The organism is Hydrogenophaga aromaticivorans, assembly GCF_013387465.1.
In the GTDB taxonomy this organism is placed as follows: Bacteria; Pseudomonadota; Gammaproteobacteria; order Burkholderiales; family Burkholderiaceae_C; genus Hydrogenophaga; species Hydrogenophaga aromaticivorans.
Map to the genome: position 1 here is coordinate 1 of NZ_VYGV01000025.1, position 15439 is coordinate 15439.

The following is a 15439-nucleotide window of genomic DNA, read 5'->3' on the forward strand; positions in this document are numbered from 1 at the left end:
GATGCGGGTGTTGGCCTGGCTGGCCAACGCGGAGCTGAGCGACCTGCAGATCCACGAACCCTCGCTGGAGGACGTGTACTTCGGCCTGAGGGAGGCACCATGAACGTTTCATTGCAATGGCGCCAGGTGCAGGCCGTGGCCGCCAAGGAATTCCGCGACCGGCTGCGCAACCGCTGGGTGCTGGCCGTGGCCGTGGTTTTCACGGTGTTCTCGCTGCTCATCACCTACTTCGGCTCGGCCGCGCAGGGGCAGATCGGTCCGCGCTCGATCGAGCTGACCATCGCCAGCCTGGTCAGCCTGGTGATCTACCTGATCCCGCTGATCGCGCTGCTGCTCGGCTTTGACGCCATCGTCGGCGAACGCGAGCGCGGCTCGCTCGACCTGTTGCTGGCCCTGCCCATCACGCGGCTGGAACTGCTGCTGGGCAAGTACCTCGGGCTCGCGGGTGCGCTGACACTGTCCACCGTGTCAGGCTTTGCGCTGGTGGCCCTGCTGCTGTACCAGCGCTTCAGCTGGGCCGGCCTGTACCACTACGCCGGCTTCGTGCTCAGCTCGGTGCTGCTGGGGCTGGCCTTCCTGAGCCTGGCCGTGCTGCTGTCGGTGCTGGCCCGCGACCGCACCCGCGCTTCGGGCCAGGCCATTGCGCTGTGGTTCGCGCTGGTGCTGGTGTTCGACCTGCTGCTGCTGGGCCTGCTGGTGGCCACGGGCGGCCAGTTCGGCGGCGAATCCGTCGCCTACCTGCTGCTGCTGAACCCGGCCGACATCTTCCGCATCCTCAACGTGTTTTCGCTCGACGACGTGCAACGCCTGTATGGCCTGGCCAGCATCCTGCCCCCGGCCCTCAGCCAGGTGGGCTGGCTCAGCAGCGCCATGCTGGCCTGGATCGTCGCACCCCTTGCCCTGGCTTCCTGGAGATTCCGACCATGAACACCCCATCCCACTTCCCCCTGAACCGCCGCCGCCTGCTGTGCGGCTGCGCCGGCCTGGCCACCCTCAGCCTGCTGGGCTGCGGCCAGCGCGGCGATGCCACCACCAGCGCCCCGGCCGAGATCGACGCCCAGTCCAGCTGCTCGCTGGACGGCATGCAATTGTCCGACTACCCCGGTCCCAAAGGCCAGATCCGCTACGCCGGCGTGGCCGAGGTGCAGTGGTTCTGTGATTCGGTGGAATTGCTGTCGGTGCTGCTGGCGCCCGAGCAGGTGCGCGCGGTGGTGTCGGTGCACGTGCAGGACATGGGCCAGGCCGACTGGGACCAGCCCCGGGGGCACTGGATCGACGCGCGCCAGGCGCTCTACGTGCTGGGCAGCAAACGCCACGGGTCCATGGGCCCCACGGCCGCCAGCTTTGCCGCCGAAGCCGAGGCCCAAGCCTTCGTGCAGCAATACGGCGGCCGCCTGCTGCGCTACGCCGACATCAAGCCCGAGATGGTGGATCTCAGCGGTGGCGCCCTGCACGACACGCGCATGTGATGCCGCAACGCCGCCGGTTCATCGGTCTCTCGGTGCTGGGCAGCGTGGCGGTGTTCGCCGGTCTGGGCTTGCGACCGCCCGGTGACTCGGTGGCAGCGGCCCGTACCGGCTCAGAACTGCCGTCCGACGTCTGCCTGGTGGCACCCACTTTCTCTTACGACACCACATCTGGCCTGCCCCTGAACGCAGCGCGCGAGGTGCCACCGGACGCGCGCTGCCCGGTCTGCGGCATGTTCCCGGCGCGCCAGCGGCGCTGGGCGGCCCAGGTCATCTTCGACAACGGCGACGTGCAGTACCTCGACTCGCCCCTGAGCCTGTTCCTGTACCTGCAACGGGTGCCGCGCTACACCGTCGGCCAGAGCGCCGCCCGCATCCTGGCCTCGTACGTCACCGACCTGGACACCGGCGCCTGGATACCCGCCGGGCAGGCCTGGTATGTGCACGGGTCCGGGCAGATGGGCCCGATGCGGTCGGGCAACCTGCCCGCGTTCGCCACGCTGGACCAGGCGCGCGCCTTCGCCGCGCGGGAAGGCGGCGAGTGGCTCACGGCCACGCGCTTGCGCCAGGGCCTGCCCGCATCGCTTCAGCGGCTCGCCCCGCACGCCCACTGAAGTCCGACCCACTTTGATGCGTGTCAAATGCCAATCTTATTATTCATATAGAATGAATATTAAAATCCACCCCACCCCTTTCACCACCTCACGCAAGGACGCCCCATGAACGCCAAGAACCTTCTCCTGATCCTGGGCTGCAGCGCTGCCCTGATGGCCTGCGGCGAAAAGCCCGCCGACACCGCTGCGGCGCCGGCGGCTCCCGCCCCGGTGGCCGCTGCGCCCGCGCCTGCCCCGGAACCCGCACCGGCCCCCATGGCCGAGAACGCCGTGGGCAAAAAGGTCTATGGCTCGGTGTGCTCCATGTGCCACGCCGCCAACGTGGCCGGCGCACCCAAGCCCGGTGACAAGGCCGACTGGGGCCCGCGCATTGCGCAAGGCAAGGACACGCTCTACAAGCACGCCGTCGAAGGTTTCACCGGTGCCAAGGGCATGATGCCCGCGCGCGGCGGCGGCAGCGCCCTCACCGACGACGAACTCAAGGCCGCCGTGGACTACATGGTCGCCCAGTCGCTCTGAACCCACCCGGCCCCACCATGACCCACCTGCTCCAACGCCGCCAATGCCTGGCCGGGCTGGGCGGCCTGCTCGTCGCCGGCCTGGGCATGCGCCCGGCGCTGGCCAGCCCCGCCGTCCACCGCGCGTCCCGCGTCCTGATGGGCACGCGGGTGGACATCGTGGCGCAAGGCGACAACCCCGACGCCACGGCCGCCGCCGTGCAGGCGGCCTTTGCGGAAATGCAGCGCCTGGAACGCATGATGAGCCGCTACCGCGCCGACAGCCTGGTGAGCGCGATGCACCGCAGCGCGGGCCGGGGCCTGGTGCAGGCGCCGCCCGAACTGGTCTCGGTGCTGCAGCACGCCGCCGAGCTGTCCCGGCTCAGCGAGGGCGCTTTCGACATCACCGTGGGGGCCTACCACGGCTGGTCCTTCGACCCGCGGGATGCCCGCATGCCCGCGCCGGAAGAGCTGCGCCGCGAACGCCGGCTGGTGGACTTCCGCGATGTGTTGATTCACCCCGCGACGGGTCAGGCCGGCCTGAGCCGCCCGGGCATGCGCATCGACCTGGGAGGCGTGGCCAAACTGCCCATCCTGCAGGCGGGTCTGCGCGTGCTCGAACAACACGGCCTGCGCCACGCCATGGTCAACGGCGGTGGTGACGTGCTCACACGGGGCCAGCTCCTGGGCCAGGACTGGCGCGTGGGCATCCGCGACCCGCGGGCCCCCGAGCGGCTGATCGGCACGGTGCAAGTGCGCGATGCCTGCGTGGCCTCATCCGGTGACTACGAGCGCTGCTTCTTGCGCAACGGCCAGCGTTACCACCACGTGCTGGACCCGCGCACCGGCATGCCCAGCCGCGGCATGCGGGGCGTGGTCACGGTGACGCGCCAGCCCGATCCCGTCAACGGCCTGGGCGCCGCGATCATGGTGGCGGGTGCCGCCGCTGGACAGCACCTGCTTGCGCCCCTGCGCGGGGTGGACAGCCTGATGGTGGACGCCAGCGCCAAGGTCCTCATCACGGGACGCATGGGCGAACGCCTGCAAGCGGCCTGAAAACGCCCCCCCAGCGCTGCTTCAACCGGCCTTGGCCTGCTTCGGTTTTCGCGTCGCCGCGGGCTTGGCCGGGCGAGCGAGCTGGGTGGCGTCGGGCAAAGCCTTTTTCGGTCTGGCCAGCGACGCAAACTGAATGGGAATGAGGTGGGGCAACTGCCCCGCAGGCCCCTTGCCTGCCGCCATCGGCGCGAGCAGGTCGGCCAGCGTGATGCCATCGAGCACGTCAAAGAAGCCCTGCATCGCCTTGTGCAAGGAATCTTTGAGCCGGCAATAGCCATCCAGGCGGCAGGTGTTGGTCTTGCGGTCAAAACACTCCACCAGCGTCATATCGGTTTCGGTCTGGCGGATGACTTCGCCCAGGGTCAGTTCTCTGGCCGGCTTCAGCAAGCGCAGACCACCGCCCCGACCCCGCGTGGTCGCGATCCAGCCGCAAGCGGCAAGGATCATGGCGATCTTGGTGAGATGGCTGCGCGAGATGCCATGCGCCTCGGCGATCTCGTTCACCGTTGGCGGATGCTCGCGCCCTTCACAAGCCGCGCAATACATCAGCATGCGCAAGCTGTAGTCGGTCCATTGGGTGAGTCGCATGGGATCATCAGCCTGTCAGAAGAATGGGCGTTCGAGAATAGGCCACTGTACCGTCAAAACAGCGAGCGCCAGGCGCCCTGCATCAAGGCGGCAGGCCCAATGGTCACGGGGCCTCACCTTGCAGATCGCAGCGACTCCCGCACCCGGTCCCGCTTCATGGCCAGTCGACCAGGTGCTCAGCCTTTGAGGAGGGCTCCGGTGCCGTCCTGCACCTGCACGTTGATCGCAATGCCCTGGCGCACGCTCATCGAAACGGTGCAGAACTCCTCAAACTGCGCGAGCACCCGGTCCAGGTGTTCGATGTCGGCTGCGGCCTGACCCAGCTCCAGTTTCACGTTGATGCCCATGATGCGCAGGCGCTTGTTTTCGTTGCGCCCGACCTCGGCCGTGGCGGTCGCCTTGAGGGCGCCCGGGTCCTGCTTGAACTTCTGCAACGAAAACAGCAGGCTGGCGCTCAGGCAGTTGGCCACCGCGGCCAGCAGCATGTGGTCGGGCGCCGGGCCTGCACCCAGCCCCAGAGGCGCGGGTTCGTCGGCCAGCATCTGCGGGATGGCCGCGCCGAAATCCACCAGAAACTGGTAACCCGACTGGCGGGTGATGGTCACGCTGGCGTTTTCGCTCATGGGAGCTCCTGAAGTTGGCGACCGCTCGGCGCGGGGTCGGTGGTCGAGGGTATCCGATAGGGTGCACAGGTCACCAAATTGACAAAGGTCAAATCCTGATCTGCGGTCGATCTCTATATTAACAAACTCCCCGGGGTATCAAAACAACCGAAGCCATTCACTCACAGGAGACACCCATGTCCGAGACCCTGCAACCCGACCCGCGGGTTGAAACCGCGCGCCGACGCTTCCTGGCCGGTCTGGGCGCCCTGCCCCTGGCCGCGGCGCTGTCGCAGACCAGCACGCCGGCGCAGGCCGCCAGCGTCAAGAGCAGCGCCCGCATCGTGATCGCGGGTGCGGGTGCGGCCGGCCTGGCCGCCGCCTCGCAACTGGCGGCCCGTCTGCAGGGCGCCAGCATCACCGTGATCGATGCGCGCAAGGAGCACTACTACCAGCCCGGCTTCACCCTGGTCGCCGCGGGCATCAAGCCGCAGAACTACACCGTGTCGAACACCGGCGACTACCTGCCCCAGGGCGTCGAGTGGATCACCGAGCGGGTGGCTGAGATCGATCCGGAAGGCAACAAGGTGGTCACCGAAAGTGGCAAGGCCGTGGCCTACGACTTCCTGATCCTCGCGACCGGCCTGGAGCTGAACTACGCCGGCATCGAAGGCATGGACACCGCACGCATCGGCCAGAACGGCATGGGCAGCATCTACCACAGCCCGCAGGCCGCGACCGCCACCTGGCAGGCCATGTCGGCCTTTGCGGACAAGGGCGGTATCGGCGTCTTCGGCCGCCCGGCGGGCGAGATGAAATGTGCGGGCGCTCCGCTGAAATACACCTTCATCACCGACGACCACCTGCGTCGCCGTGGCAACCGCGGCAAGGCCGAGATCGTCTACATGGCCCAGAGCAAGTCGCTGTTCGGCGTGCCCATCGTGGCTGAAAAAGTGCGCATGCTGTTCCAGGACCGGGGCGTGAAGGTCAACCACGAACACGTGCTGCAGGCGATCGACCTGGACAAGCGCATCGCGACCTACAAGACCCTCACCGGGACGGCCGAACAGAAATACGACTTCATCAATGTGGTGCCGCCCATGCGGGCGCCCGAGGTCGTTCGCAACAGCCCCCTGCCTTGGACCGAAGGCCCGTTCGCGGCCGATGGCTGGGTCGAGGTGGACCGCGACACCCTGCGCCACAAGCGCTACCCCAACGTCTTCGGCGTCGGCGACATCGCCGGTGTCCCCAAGGGCAAGACGGCGGCCAGCGTGAAATGGCAGGTGCCGGTGGCCGTGTCGCACCTGATCGGCGACATCGCCGGCAAGGCCTCCAGCGAGGTCTACAACGGCTACACCAGTTGCCCGCTGATCACCCGCCTGGGCCAGGCCATGCTGATCGAGTTCGACTACAAGGACAACCTGATCATGTCCTTCCCCGGCGTCATCGCACCGCTCGAAGAACTCTGGATCAGCTGGGTCATGAAGACCATGGCCCTCAAACCCACCTACATCAGCATGCTGCGCGGCCGCGCCTGACCCACTGGAGATTCCCATGAAAGAACTCGATCCGCTGGTTTTTGTCGCCGTGTTCCAGGAGATGCTGGGGCCCCTGCTCTGGGTCATGCTGCTGGTGGCGGTGGTCGGCACGGTGGCGTTTCTGGCGCTGCTGGTGCGCGAACGCGGCCTTGTTTCGCGCCGCCTCGTGCGCGCCGAAGTGCTCGGCGTTTTTGGTGGAGCGCTTGCGCTGGTGATCATGGCCAAGGTGTCATCCTCGGGCTTCACCGACGCTGGTGGCCCGGCCGACTGGTTCCTGATCGCGCTCGTCTACGGCGTGGGTCTGGTCGCCACCGTGATCCTGACCTACACCCTCATGGGCTGGATGTCCCCGCGGCGAGCGGCCAGCTGAACACGACAGCCAGCCCGTTTGCGAAGGCCGCCGCAGCGCGGTCTTCGCCTTTTTCAGCGACATCGCGTAAGGGCTATGTCGCTTTTTCCGGGTACCGTCACAGGTTTGACCGAAAATCACCCCTGTGCAGAACAATTGAACCTTCGCGCCCGACGACGGGCGCCGGCCGACGCCGGTTCAAATTTGACAAATCCGTGAAAAAAACAGTGTCATGGACCGGGTAAGCTTGGGCCGTACATTCGAAAGCTGACTATGAGACGACTGGAAGATTTCCGCCTGAAGATGGGCCGCCAGGAAATGGTGCCCATCATGATCGGCGGCATGGGTGTGGACATTTCCTCTGCCGATCTGGCACTGGAAGCCGCCCGCCTGGGCGGCGTCGGGCACATCTCCGACGCCATGATCAAGACGGTGACCGACCGCCGCTACAAGACCAAGTTCGTCAAGGCCAAACAGGCCATGTACAAGTACAACATGGCCTCGGAGGACAAGTCCGCCATCAAGTTCAACCTGGACGATCTGGCCGAAGCGACACGACTGCATGTGGAACACACCATGGCCCGCAAATCGGGACCGGGTCAGGTGTTCATCAACTGCATGGAAAAGCTGACGATGAACGCGCCCAAGGAGACGCTGAAGGTGCGCATGAGTTCTGCGCTGGACGCGGGTATCGACGGCATCACGCTCGCCGCCGGCCTGCACCTCGGCTCGTTCGCGCTGATCGAAGACCACCCGCGTTTCCGCGACGCCAAGCTCGGCATCATCGTCAGTTCGCTGCGTGCGCTGCAGCTGTTCCTGAAGAAAAACAGCCGCCTGAACCGCCTGCCCGACTACGTGGTAGTCGAGGGCCCGCTGGCCGGCGGCCACCTGGGCTTCGGCATGGACTGGGCGCAGTACGACCTGGCCACCATCGTGGCCGAGATCCTGGCCTGGATGAAGGCCGAGCAGCTCGACATCCCGGTCATCCCCGCCGGCGGTATCTTCACCGGCAGTGACGCCGTGCGCTTCATGGAGATGGGCGCCTCGGGCGTGCAGGTGGCCACGCGCTTCACCGTCACCAAAGAATGCGGCCTGCCCGACGACATCAAGCAGGAGTACTTCAAGGCCAACGAAGACGATATCGAGGTCAACGAGATCTCGCCCACGGGCTACCCGATGCGCATGATCAAGAGCAGCCCCGGCATCGGCGACGGCATCCGCCCGAACTGCGAGGCCTACGGCTACCTGCTCGATGCCAACGGCAAGTGCGCCTACGTCACGGCCTACAACCGGGAAGTGGCGGCGCACCCCGATGAAAAACGCATCAAGGTCATGGACAAGACCTGCCTGTGCACCCACATGCGCAACTTCGACATCTGGACCTGCGGCCAGCTCACCTGGCGCCTGAAAGACACCACCGTGCGCAACGCCGACGGCAGCTTCCAGCTGCTCAGCGCCGAACACGTGTTCAAGGACTACCAGTTCAGCACCGGGAACAAGGTGGCGATGCCCGAACCGGAAGCCGTTCCCGCCTGAACCCCGGTCGTCCGCTCCAAAGACGAAGGCCGCTCGCAGCGGCCTTCGTCTTTTCAGGACACCGCGCAAGGCCACGCCCTGCGCAGCGCTCAACCACCCCCGCGCTGCATGTAGAGGTCGAAGCGCTTCATGAAGGCGAAGCGCTGTGCCGCGTCCAGCCCGCTGAAGGCGAAGTTCACACGCAGCACCGGCATGCGCATCAGCGCGATCACGCGCGGCGGCATGACCCGCCAGCGGAGCTGCAGCGCGCCGGGGGCGATATCCACCCGGGCTGATCCACCATCAAGCTGCCAGGGGCAACTGCCGATGGCCGCTGGCAACCAGCCCAGCCATTCGGCCTCGGTGCAGCCCATGTCGCGTTCGAAAGACTCGGCGTAGCTCGATTGCATGTCAGGATTTCAACCACGCGGACCACGATCCGAACCAGAGAGAACGATCCAACCCAGAGGCACCGCCGGGCTGGCTCCGCCAGACGGCCAGTGCCGCCCCCTTGAGGGGGTCGCGCGCAGCGCGGCGGGGGTGCACAGTCAACCGCCCGCGATGGGCGGCCAGATCGCCAGCACGTCGCCTTCGGCCAGCGTCGCGGTCATGCGTTTTTCAGGCTCCACGTATTTGCCGTTGACCAGCACCAGGTGCACCAGCTTCGGCGGCAGGCCAAAGGGTTCGATGATCTGGCTGATGGGTGCGGCCGGACTCACGTCCAGCTCGACGAGGTTGCTGCGCCGCGCCTCGGCGGGCAGGTAGTCCGTCAGGGTGGCGAAGAGCTTGAACGTGATTTTCATGGATGAGATTTTCCCATTCCGGGCTGCGCCGCGTTAGCGGCGCCGGGTATCGCCCCTGACGGAGCGACGGAATGGATTCAGCGGCGGCGGTCGTCGGCAGCGCCGCTCCACTGCCCCTGCCCCTGCGCGCTGGCGAGGTAGGCGTCCATCAGCTTGGTCGGGTCGGCCATCAGCGTGTCCTTCCATTCGCCCAGGTGCACCTGCCCTTCCACCAGGCCCCGCATGACGCCCACGTGGTCGGTCCAGCCCACGCTGTTGCAACCGACCATGAGGTCGTCCTTGAACTGCAGGCTCAGGTGGCGGCCCGACTTCTCGTCGGTCAGCTCCACGTGTTCGCCACCCGGCAGCCCTTCCCAGTTGCCGAAGCTGGTGGAGATCATGCCCAGCGTGTCGAGCACGTTGATCTGTGTCACACCTTTGAGTTCGGCAGACTGGCCCACCATGTTGAGCGCGGCCACGCGGGCCTGCTCGGCGGCGTTGGGCTGGATGGCGCTGACGATGGTCTTGCCGCTCACTTTGTCGAAAGCCTCGGCGCAGTCGCCCGCGGCGTAAATGCCGGGCACGTTGGTCTGCAGGTGTTCGTCGGTCAGCACGCCGACCAGGCAGCGCACGCCGCTGTTCTCCAGGAAGCCGATGTTGGGCTTGACGCCGGTGGCACTGATGACCAGATCGGCCTCCAGGCGGTCACCGGTGGACAGGCGCACCTGCATCTTGCCGTTGGATGCGGTCGACGACCCGATGCCCACCACCTGCGCGATCTTGCCCAGCAGGCCGGGCTCGGCACCATCGCCGCGCTCGATCGCTTCGACCCGCGCGCCGGTGAAGACCTTCACGCCCTTTTTCTGGCACCAGTCCTTGATCATGCCGCCCGCGGTGGGGCCCATCATGCGGGGCACCATGCGGTCACCCATCTCGACGACGGACAACTCCACGCCGCGCTGCTGCAGCGATTCCATGATGATGCAGCCGATGAAGCCGGCACCCATCTGCAGCACCTTGGCGCCGGGCTTGGCCAGGTTGGCGATGGCACGCGCGTCGGCCAGCGTCCAGCAGCTGTGCACGCCCGGGCCGTCAATGCCCGGAATCGGCGGCGTCGCGGGCGATGAGCCGGTGGCGATGAGCAGCTTGTCGAAGTGCAGCGTGTTGCCGTCGCTCAACCCGATGCTGCGGTTGGCCGAGTCCAGCTGCTTGGCACGAACGCCGCGCAAGACCTTGATGTTCAGCGCCTCGAAATGGCCGGCCGTGTGGCGCAGGTGCGTACCTTCTTCGCCGACCTTGCCGATCAGCAGGTAGGGGATCGCCATGCGCGAATACGGCGCTTCGTTTTCATCACCGATGACGGTGATGCGGTCGTGGGGCGCGTGCTTGCGGATGGTCTCGGCCGCGATGACACCGGCCGGGCCGGCGCCGAGGATGACGTGGTGGGTCATGAAAGTGTTCTCCAAAAGAAAGAAGCGGTCGCAGGGGACCGCTTCTTTGATGTCCCCGATGCGAAAGATCAGAGGCTCAAGCGTGCCTTGGTCTCGGCGGTCGGGCGGCCTTCGGGGTCCCAGCCGCGCGCGGCGTAGTACTTGGGCAGCATCTCGGGCAGCTTGCTGACCATGCCCTTGGAGGCACCGGTCTTGGCCGCTTCGGTCAGCAGGCGCTTGGGCAGGTTGTCGTCCTTGGCGGTGAAGCCGGCGGCGTTGTTGAATTCGCGCTCCATGTTCCAGATGCGCTCACCGATCTTTTCCAGCTCTTCGGTGGTGAACTCTTCGTTGCACGCAGCCTGCAGCTGAGGCGCCAGATCGGCCACGCCCCAGGCGAAGGTGGTGAAAACACACAGGCCCGACGAGTCGAACGCGGCGGTGGCGTCCTGGAACGCCTTCACCAGTTCCGGCTTTCCTTCGCTCTCGACCGGATCGGTCTTGACCGGAATGCCCAGCACTTCCGACGCGATGGTGTAGCCACGCAGGTGGCAGGCGCCGCGGTTGGAGGTGGCGTAGGCCAGGCCGATGCCCTGGATCGCGCGACCGTCGTAGGCCGGGAATTCCTGGCCCTTGACGCTCATCGACAGATCGGGGTGGCCGTATTTTTCGGTCAGGCGTTTGGAACCCTGGCCGATCTCCTTGCCGAAGCCTTCGCCCTTGGCGGTGATCTCGGCGAAGTGGGCCAGCGCCTGGGCCGAACCGAACTTGGCATCGATGCCGAGCTGCTCCGCGGTGAGCACACCCATTTCGTAGAGCTCCATCACCGCGCCCACGGTGGCACCGAAGCTGATCGGGTCGAAGCCCTCTTCGTTGCACAACATGTTGGCGTATTGCAGCGCTTCCAGGTCGTTCACGCCGTTGGCAGCGCCCAGCGCCCAGGCCGCTTCGTATTCCAGGCCGCCGTTGGCGCCCCAGTACTGCGGCTTGTTGGCCACGGTGAAGTGGCCTTCGTCCATCTTGCTGATGCGCCCGCAGGCGATGGTGCAGCCGAAGCAGGCCTGGTTGGTCACCAGGTGCTTCTTGCCATCGCTCTCGCGCGGCGTGGCCATGGCTTCGGCCGAAATGTCTTTGGCACCTTCGAACTGCACGTCGCGGTGGTTGCGCGTGGGCAGCGCGCCCATCTCGTTGATCACGTTCATCAGCACCTGCGTGCCATAGGCCGGCAGGCCCTGGCCCGTCACGGCGTTTTCGGCCAGGATCTTCTTCTTCTCGAAGGTGACCTTCATGAAGGCCTTCGGATCGCGGATGTTGCCCACGCCCTTGGTGCCGCGCACGGCGATGGCCTTGAGGTTCTTGCTGCCCATGACGGCGCCCACGCCCGAACGGCCGGCCGCGCGGTGCAGATCGTTCACGACGGCGGCGTACAGCACGCCGTTCTCGCCCGACTTGCCGATGCTCGACACGCGCAGCAGCGGATCTTGCAGACCGGTCTTGAGCATCTCTTCGGTCTTCCACACGCTCTGACCCCAGAGGTGCGAAGCGTCGCGCAGTTCGGCGTCGTCGTCGTTGATGTAGAGGTAGACAGGCTTGGCCGACTTGCCTTCAAAGATGATCATGTCCCAGCCGGCCATCTTGAGCTCGGCGCCCCAGTAGCCGCCCGAGTTCGAGCAGGCGATGGCGCCGGTCAGCGGGCCTTTGGTGATGACGGTGTAGCGCCCGCCCGTGGAGGCCATGGTGCCGGTCAGCGGGCCGGTGGCCCAGATGATCTTGTTGTCCGGCGACAGCGGGTCGACCTTGGGGTCGATCTCGCTGATCAGGTATTTGCTGCCGAGGCCGCGCGAACCGAGGTAGGCGCGCGCCCACTCCATGTTCAGCGGTTCGGATTTGACGGTGCCCGCGGTCAGGTTGACGCGGAGGATTTTTCCAGCCCAAGACATGTTGTGCTCCTTGAATGGGTTGGGGGGATCAGGCGGCAGCGGACGGCTGGTTGCCCAGCTTGTCGGCCCACTGTTTCATCTTGTCGATACCGGTCCAGTTGGCGTCGACGAACGTGATCGCCGCGGTCGGGCAGGCTTCGGCGCAGGCCGGCTCGCCACCACACAGGTCGCACTTCTGGACCTTGCCGGTTTCCTGCACGTAGTTGATGGTGCCGAAGGGGCAGGCGATGGTGCAGACCTTGCAGCCCACACAGGTGGTTTCGTTGACCACCTTGGCGCCGGTCATCTTGTCCACCGTGATCGCCTCCACCGGGCAGGCGTGCAGGCACCAGGCCTCGTCGCACTGCGTGCAGGTGTAGGGGACTTTCTTGCCGGTGTGGTGGAAATCGAAGACCTTGATGCGCGACTTCGAGGTGGCGTAGGTGCCGTAGTTCTCGAACGAGCAGGCCATTTCGCACTGCAGGCAGCCGGTGCATTTGTCCGGGTTGATGTGCAGGACTTTCTGCATGAGGTTCTCCTGTGGGGGTGCGGCGCCACTTGTGCTGCGCCATGCTTATGAAAAGAGTTGCCTAGCCATTGTTGGTGGGCTGTTCCACTTTGTGGTGAGGGTTATCCCTCATTCGCTCCGCCGCACCCGCGGAAATTCTCAAAATGAAACACCGCAGCCGTTGGCATACTTGATGCTGTCTGTGGCATGGCAGACAGAACACTGAACAAAAACGAGACACTCCCATGAGCATCCGCCAGCCCCCCCAGGCAGCCAGCAGCACATCCGACCGGCTGACCCTCATCGAGCACGCGCGCCAGGCGGTGTTCCAGAGCGACGGCATGGCCGCCGCGCCCCGGCTGGAGCCCTGGATCGAACGTTCCTGGCGGCGCTGTCTGGCGCAAGGCCTGCAGCCCGACCAGCGCCTGGCTTTCGACCCGGTGTCGAGCGTGGCCATGCGCCGCGTGATCGAGGCCAACCAGCCGCTGCTGCGCGCGGCGGCGCCGGTCATCCAGCAGCTCGCGCGCGCCATGGCCGACACCCGCTACTTCGCCATCCTCACCGATGCCCAGGGCGTGGTGATCGATGTCAACGGCCCGATCGACCACCACAACCGCCTCGCGCACCTGATCGCCCGCGTGGGCGTGGACCTGTCGGAGCAGGCCGTGGGCACCACCGCCATCGGCGCCACGCTGGCCGAGCAGCAGCCCGTGTGGCTGCACCGCGGCGAACACTTCTTTGACGACACCAGCGCCTACAGCTGCGCTGGCGCCCCGCTGTTCGGGCCCGACGGCCGCTGCGTCGGCATGCTCGACCTGACCGGCATCAACGTGCCCGAACGCCCGGCCCTCAAACACCTGGTGACACAGTCGGCGCTGAGCATTGAAAACGCGCTCACGCTGGCGCAGCCGCACCACCTGCTGCTGCGCCTGAACTGGCCCGGGCGCACGCCCGGCGAAGAGAGCGACGGTCTGGTGTGCCTGGATGCCGATGGCCGCATCACCGGCGCCAACCGCGCGGCGGCCGACATGCTGACCCTGCCCGCCGGCGCGCCCTGGCCACATTGCAGCGACGTGATCGCCGTGCCACCCGACAGCCTGTTCGATGCCGCCCGCGCGCAACGCGGTGCGGTCGAGCTGCCCCTGTGGTCGGGCCTGCGCCTGCAGGTGCTCGCGCGCCTCAACGACGGGCGCGCCAGCACGGCCGCCTCGCAGCGACCGCTCAGCACCAGCGTGCCGCTGAAAGACGTGGAAACCGCACTCATCCGCCGCGCGGTGGAAGAAGCGCGCGGCAACGTGATGGAAGCCGCCCGCGTGCTCGGCATCAGCCGGGCCACGGTGTACCGCAAAATCGGAAGACGGTAGCCCCCCCCTGCGCCGCTTCGCGGCTTCCCCCCAGGGGGACCACGCCCTTGGACCGGCAGAGCCGGGGCACTCGCCCCACCCCCGTCGCTTGTTCGCTGCGCGTAACCGCTCCGCCCCTCAAGGGGCAACGCGAGCGGCCCGGCAAAGCCGGTTCCACCGCGTTCTTCGTTGATACACGTTCTCCGAAAAAGTACTTGCAGAACGTGAGGCAATCAATCGCCCGAGATCCCGCCGGAGCAGCGTGCCTCCACCCAGAACGCGGCGGAACCGGCTTTGCCGGGCCGCTCGCGTTGTCCCCTGGGGGGTGACGCCGCAGGCGGCGCGGGGGGGGCCTCTACGGCGCAGTCAGCGTCATCCCGTGCTGCTGGAAAATCTTCAGCAGCTCACCGTTTTCACGCAGCGACTTGAGTGCCGCCTCCAGCGCCAGCCCCAGCTCTCTGTGGCCCGACTTGATCGCCATGCCCACGGGCCAGCCGGTGTCGGCGATGCCGTTGTTGAAGTTGAGCTTGGTGATGCGGAAATGGGTGGCGCTGCCCGGGTTGCGCGACAGCACCGACTCGGCCTGCGCCCGCGTCACGAGGGCCGCCGCCGCTTTGCCGTCCACCGCGGCCTGGACCGCTTCGGTGCCGGTGTTGAAGATCGACACCTGGTTGCGCAACAGGCCACCGCCGTAGCCCATGAGCACGCTGGCCGCACCCGCGCCGCGCTCGGCTGCGAGCTGCACGCCCTTGAGGTCTTCGGGCGCCGCGGCGTCGGCCAGCTTGCGCGTGTCGTGCACCAGCACCACCGACTCCCGCATGTACGGCGCCATGATCATCACCTGCGGGTTCTTCTGTGCGAGGTACTTGTCGGCCGGCACATGCAGCATCACGTCGGCCGGGCCATAGCCCAGGTAGTGGCCCTTCCAGACCATGTTGCGCAGGTCGTCGCCCATGTTCTCGCCGGCATCGAAGGGCAGCAGCGAAAGCTTCAGGCTCATCTGGCGCGCCAGCGCTTCGGCCAGCGCCACATCCAGTCCCTTCATCTCGGCCGCAGCACCATCGGAGAACGGCGCGTTGTCCTTGTACACCGCCACCTTCAACATGCCGTTGGCACGGATGCGGGCCAGATCGGTCAGCTCGGTCTGCGCGTACACCGAGTAGTGCCCGGCGACCAGTGGCATCAGCACGGCCAGGGTCTGCCGGCGGGTCAGGCCGTTGGTCACAGGCGGAAGC

The 15439-nt window shown here is 66.6% G+C and carries 17 protein-coding genes; 9 read left to right on the forward strand and 8 right to left on the reverse strand.

What is annotated here, in order from left to right:
• Nucleotides 1-99: 99 nt before the first annotated feature.
• From F3K02_RS22065 to F3K02_RS22085, 5 genes are all read left to right on the forward strand, one after another.
• Nucleotides 100-927, forward strand: coding sequence for an ABC transporter permease (locus F3K02_RS22065; RefSeq protein ID WP_218179549.1), 828 nt, complete (start codon nt 100-102; stop codon nt 925-927).
• Complete coding sequence (locus F3K02_RS22070) at nt 924-1469, forward strand: nitrous oxide reductase accessory protein NosL (RefSeq protein WP_177137942.1); 546 nt, start codon at nt 924-926, stop codon at nt 1467-1469. Before F3K02_RS22065 ends, F3K02_RS22070 begins: the two co-directional genes overlap by 4 nt.
• The gene (locus F3K02_RS22075; protein ID WP_177137944.1) at nt 1469-2080 is read left to right on the forward strand and encodes a nitrous oxide reductase accessory protein NosL; all 612 of its coding nucleotides are present in this window, start codon (nt 1469-1471) and stop codon (nt 2078-2080) included. The genes F3K02_RS22070 and F3K02_RS22075 overlap by 1 nt, the downstream gene beginning before the upstream one ends.
• A 105-nt stretch (nt 2081-2185) precedes the next feature.
• Nucleotides 2186-2599 (forward strand): c-type cytochrome, encoded by a 414-nt coding sequence (locus F3K02_RS22080; protein ID WP_177137946.1) that lies wholly within the window; start codon nt 2186-2188, stop codon nt 2597-2599.
• A gap of 17 nt (nt 2600-2616) precedes the next feature.
• The gene (locus F3K02_RS22085; RefSeq protein WP_177137948.1) at nt 2617-3633 is read left to right on the forward strand and encodes an FAD:protein FMN transferase; all 1017 of its coding nucleotides are present in this window, start codon (nt 2617-2619) and stop codon (nt 3631-3633) included.
• A 21-nt stretch (nt 3634-3654) separates the two neighbouring features.
• Here F3K02_RS22085 and F3K02_RS22090 read toward each other — a convergent pair whose 3' ends face one another.
• Together F3K02_RS22090 and F3K02_RS22095 are read right to left on the reverse strand one after the other, a co-directional pair.
• The gene (locus F3K02_RS22090; protein WP_177137950.1) at nt 3655-4221 is read right to left on the reverse strand and encodes an Rrf2 family transcriptional regulator; all 567 of its coding nucleotides are present in this window, start codon (nt 4219-4221) and stop codon (nt 3655-3657) included.
• A 176-nt stretch (nt 4222-4397) separates the two neighbouring features.
• Nucleotides 4398-4844, reverse strand: a complete 447-nt coding sequence (locus tag F3K02_RS22095; protein ID WP_177137952.1) for an OsmC family protein — start codon at nt 4842-4844, stop codon at nt 4398-4400.
• A gap of 176 nt (nt 4845-5020) precedes the next feature.
• Here F3K02_RS22095 and F3K02_RS22100 point away from each other — a divergent pair, with 176 nt between their 5' ends.
• From F3K02_RS22100 to F3K02_RS22110, 3 genes are all read left to right on the forward strand, one after another.
• Nucleotides 5021-6361, forward strand: a complete 1341-nt coding sequence (locus F3K02_RS22100; protein WP_177137955.1) for an NAD(P)/FAD-dependent oxidoreductase — start codon at nt 5021-5023, stop codon at nt 6359-6361.
• A gap of 16 nt (nt 6362-6377) precedes the next feature.
• Nucleotides 6378-6731: a DUF5368 domain-containing protein gene (locus F3K02_RS22105; RefSeq protein ID WP_177137957.1), complete on the forward strand. Its 354-nt coding sequence runs from the start codon at nt 6378-6380 to the stop codon at nt 6729-6731.
• A gap of 252 nt (nt 6732-6983) precedes the next feature.
• Nucleotides 6984-8246 carry a nitronate monooxygenase gene (locus F3K02_RS22110; RefSeq protein WP_177137958.1) on the forward strand — a complete coding sequence of 421 codons (1263 nt, stop codon included), beginning with the start codon at nt 6984-6986 and terminating at the stop codon, nt 8244-8246.
• A gap of 89 nt (nt 8247-8335) precedes the next feature.
• On the opposite strand, the gene F3K02_RS22115 is transcribed toward F3K02_RS22110, so the two are convergent.
• The 5 genes from F3K02_RS22115 to F3K02_RS22135 form a co-directional block, all read right to left on the reverse strand.
• Entirely contained in the window at nt 8336-8635 is a 300-nt protein-coding gene (locus F3K02_RS22115; RefSeq protein WP_177137961.1) for a hypothetical protein, read from the reverse strand.
• A gap of 138 nt (nt 8636-8773) precedes the next feature.
• On the reverse strand, nt 8774-9028 hold the full coding sequence (locus F3K02_RS22120) for a MoaD/ThiS family protein (RefSeq protein ID WP_177137973.1): 255 nt from the start codon (nt 9026-9028) through the stop codon (nt 8774-8776).
• A gap of 77 nt (nt 9029-9105) precedes the next feature.
• On the reverse strand, nt 9106-10458 hold the full coding sequence (locus F3K02_RS22125; RefSeq protein ID WP_177137975.1) for an NAD(P)/FAD-dependent oxidoreductase: 1353 nt from the start codon (nt 10456-10458) through the stop codon (nt 9106-9108).
• Between the two features lie 68 nt (nt 10459-10526).
• Nucleotides 10527-12374, reverse strand: coding sequence for an aldehyde ferredoxin oxidoreductase family protein (locus F3K02_RS22130; RefSeq protein ID WP_177137977.1), 1848 nt, complete (start codon nt 12372-12374; stop codon nt 10527-10529).
• A gap of 28 nt (nt 12375-12402) precedes the next feature.
• Nucleotides 12403-12882 (reverse strand): 4Fe-4S dicluster domain-containing protein, encoded by a 480-nt coding sequence (locus tag F3K02_RS22135; RefSeq protein ID WP_177137979.1) that lies wholly within the window; start codon nt 12880-12882, stop codon nt 12403-12405.
• Nucleotides 12883-13106: 224 nt separating this feature from the next.
• On the opposite strand from F3K02_RS22135, the gene F3K02_RS22140 reads away from it, so the two are divergent.
• Complete coding sequence (locus F3K02_RS22140) at nt 13107-14225, forward strand: helix-turn-helix domain-containing protein (protein WP_177137989.1); 1119 nt, start codon at nt 13107-13109, stop codon at nt 14223-14225.
• A gap of 334 nt (nt 14226-14559) precedes the next feature.
• Here the strand turns inward: F3K02_RS22140 and F3K02_RS27920 are convergent, their stop codons facing one another.
• Complete coding sequence (locus tag F3K02_RS27920; protein ID WP_177137990.1) at nt 14560-15429, reverse strand: transporter substrate-binding domain-containing protein; 870 nt, start codon at nt 15427-15429, stop codon at nt 14560-14562.
• Between the last annotated feature and the right edge of the window lie 10 nt (nt 15430-15439).

What these genes read in the sequence shown, in the direction of transcription:
- F3K02_RS22065 (WP_218179549.1), top strand. Translation starts at nt 100, where the DNA reads ATGAACGTTTCATTGCAATGGCGCCAGGTGCAGGCCGTGGCCGCCAAG.
- F3K02_RS22070 (WP_177137942.1), top strand. Translation starts at nt 924, where the DNA reads ATGAACACCCCATCCCACTTCCCCCTGAACCGCCGCCGCCTGCTGTGC.
- F3K02_RS22075 (WP_177137944.1), top strand. Translation starts at nt 1,469, where the DNA reads ATGCCGCAACGCCGCCGGTTCATCGGTCTCTCGGTGCTGGGCAGCGTG.
- F3K02_RS22080 (WP_177137946.1), top strand. Translation starts at nt 2,186, where the DNA reads ATGAACGCCAAGAACCTTCTCCTGATCCTGGGCTGCAGCGCTGCCCTG.
- F3K02_RS22085 (WP_177137948.1), top strand. Translation starts at nt 2,617, where the DNA reads ATGACCCACCTGCTCCAACGCCGCCAATGCCTGGCCGGGCTGGGCGGC.
- F3K02_RS22090 (WP_177137950.1), bottom strand. Translation starts at nt 4,221, where the DNA reads ATGCGACTCACCCAATGGACCGACTACAGCTTGCGCATGCTGATGTAT.
- F3K02_RS22095 (WP_177137952.1), bottom strand. Translation starts at nt 4,844, where the DNA reads ATGAGCGAAAACGCCAGCGTGACCATCACCCGCCAGTCGGGTTACCAG.
- F3K02_RS22100 (WP_177137955.1), top strand. Translation starts at nt 5,021, where the DNA reads ATGTCCGAGACCCTGCAACCCGACCCGCGGGTTGAAACCGCGCGCCGA.
- F3K02_RS22105 (WP_177137957.1), top strand. Translation starts at nt 6,378, where the DNA reads ATGAAAGAACTCGATCCGCTGGTTTTTGTCGCCGTGTTCCAGGAGATG.
- F3K02_RS22110 (WP_177137958.1), top strand. Translation starts at nt 6,984, where the DNA reads ATGAGACGACTGGAAGATTTCCGCCTGAAGATGGGCCGCCAGGAAATG.
- F3K02_RS22115 (WP_177137961.1), bottom strand. Translation starts at nt 8,635, where the DNA reads ATGCAATCGAGCTACGCCGAGTCTTTCGAACGCGACATGGGCTGCACC.
- F3K02_RS22120 (WP_177137973.1), bottom strand. Translation starts at nt 9,028, where the DNA reads ATGAAAATCACGTTCAAGCTCTTCGCCACCCTGACGGACTACCTGCCC.
- F3K02_RS22125 (WP_177137975.1), bottom strand. Translation starts at nt 10,458, where the DNA reads ATGACCCACCACGTCATCCTCGGCGCCGGCCCGGCCGGTGTCATCGCG.
- F3K02_RS22130 (WP_177137977.1), bottom strand. Translation starts at nt 12,374, where the DNA reads ATGTCTTGGGCTGGAAAAATCCTCCGCGTCAACCTGACCGCGGGCACC.
- F3K02_RS22135 (WP_177137979.1), bottom strand. Translation starts at nt 12,882, where the DNA reads ATGCAGAAAGTCCTGCACATCAACCCGGACAAATGCACCGGCTGCCTG.
- F3K02_RS22140 (WP_177137989.1), top strand. Translation starts at nt 13,107, where the DNA reads ATGAGCATCCGCCAGCCCCCCCAGGCAGCCAGCAGCACATCCGACCGG.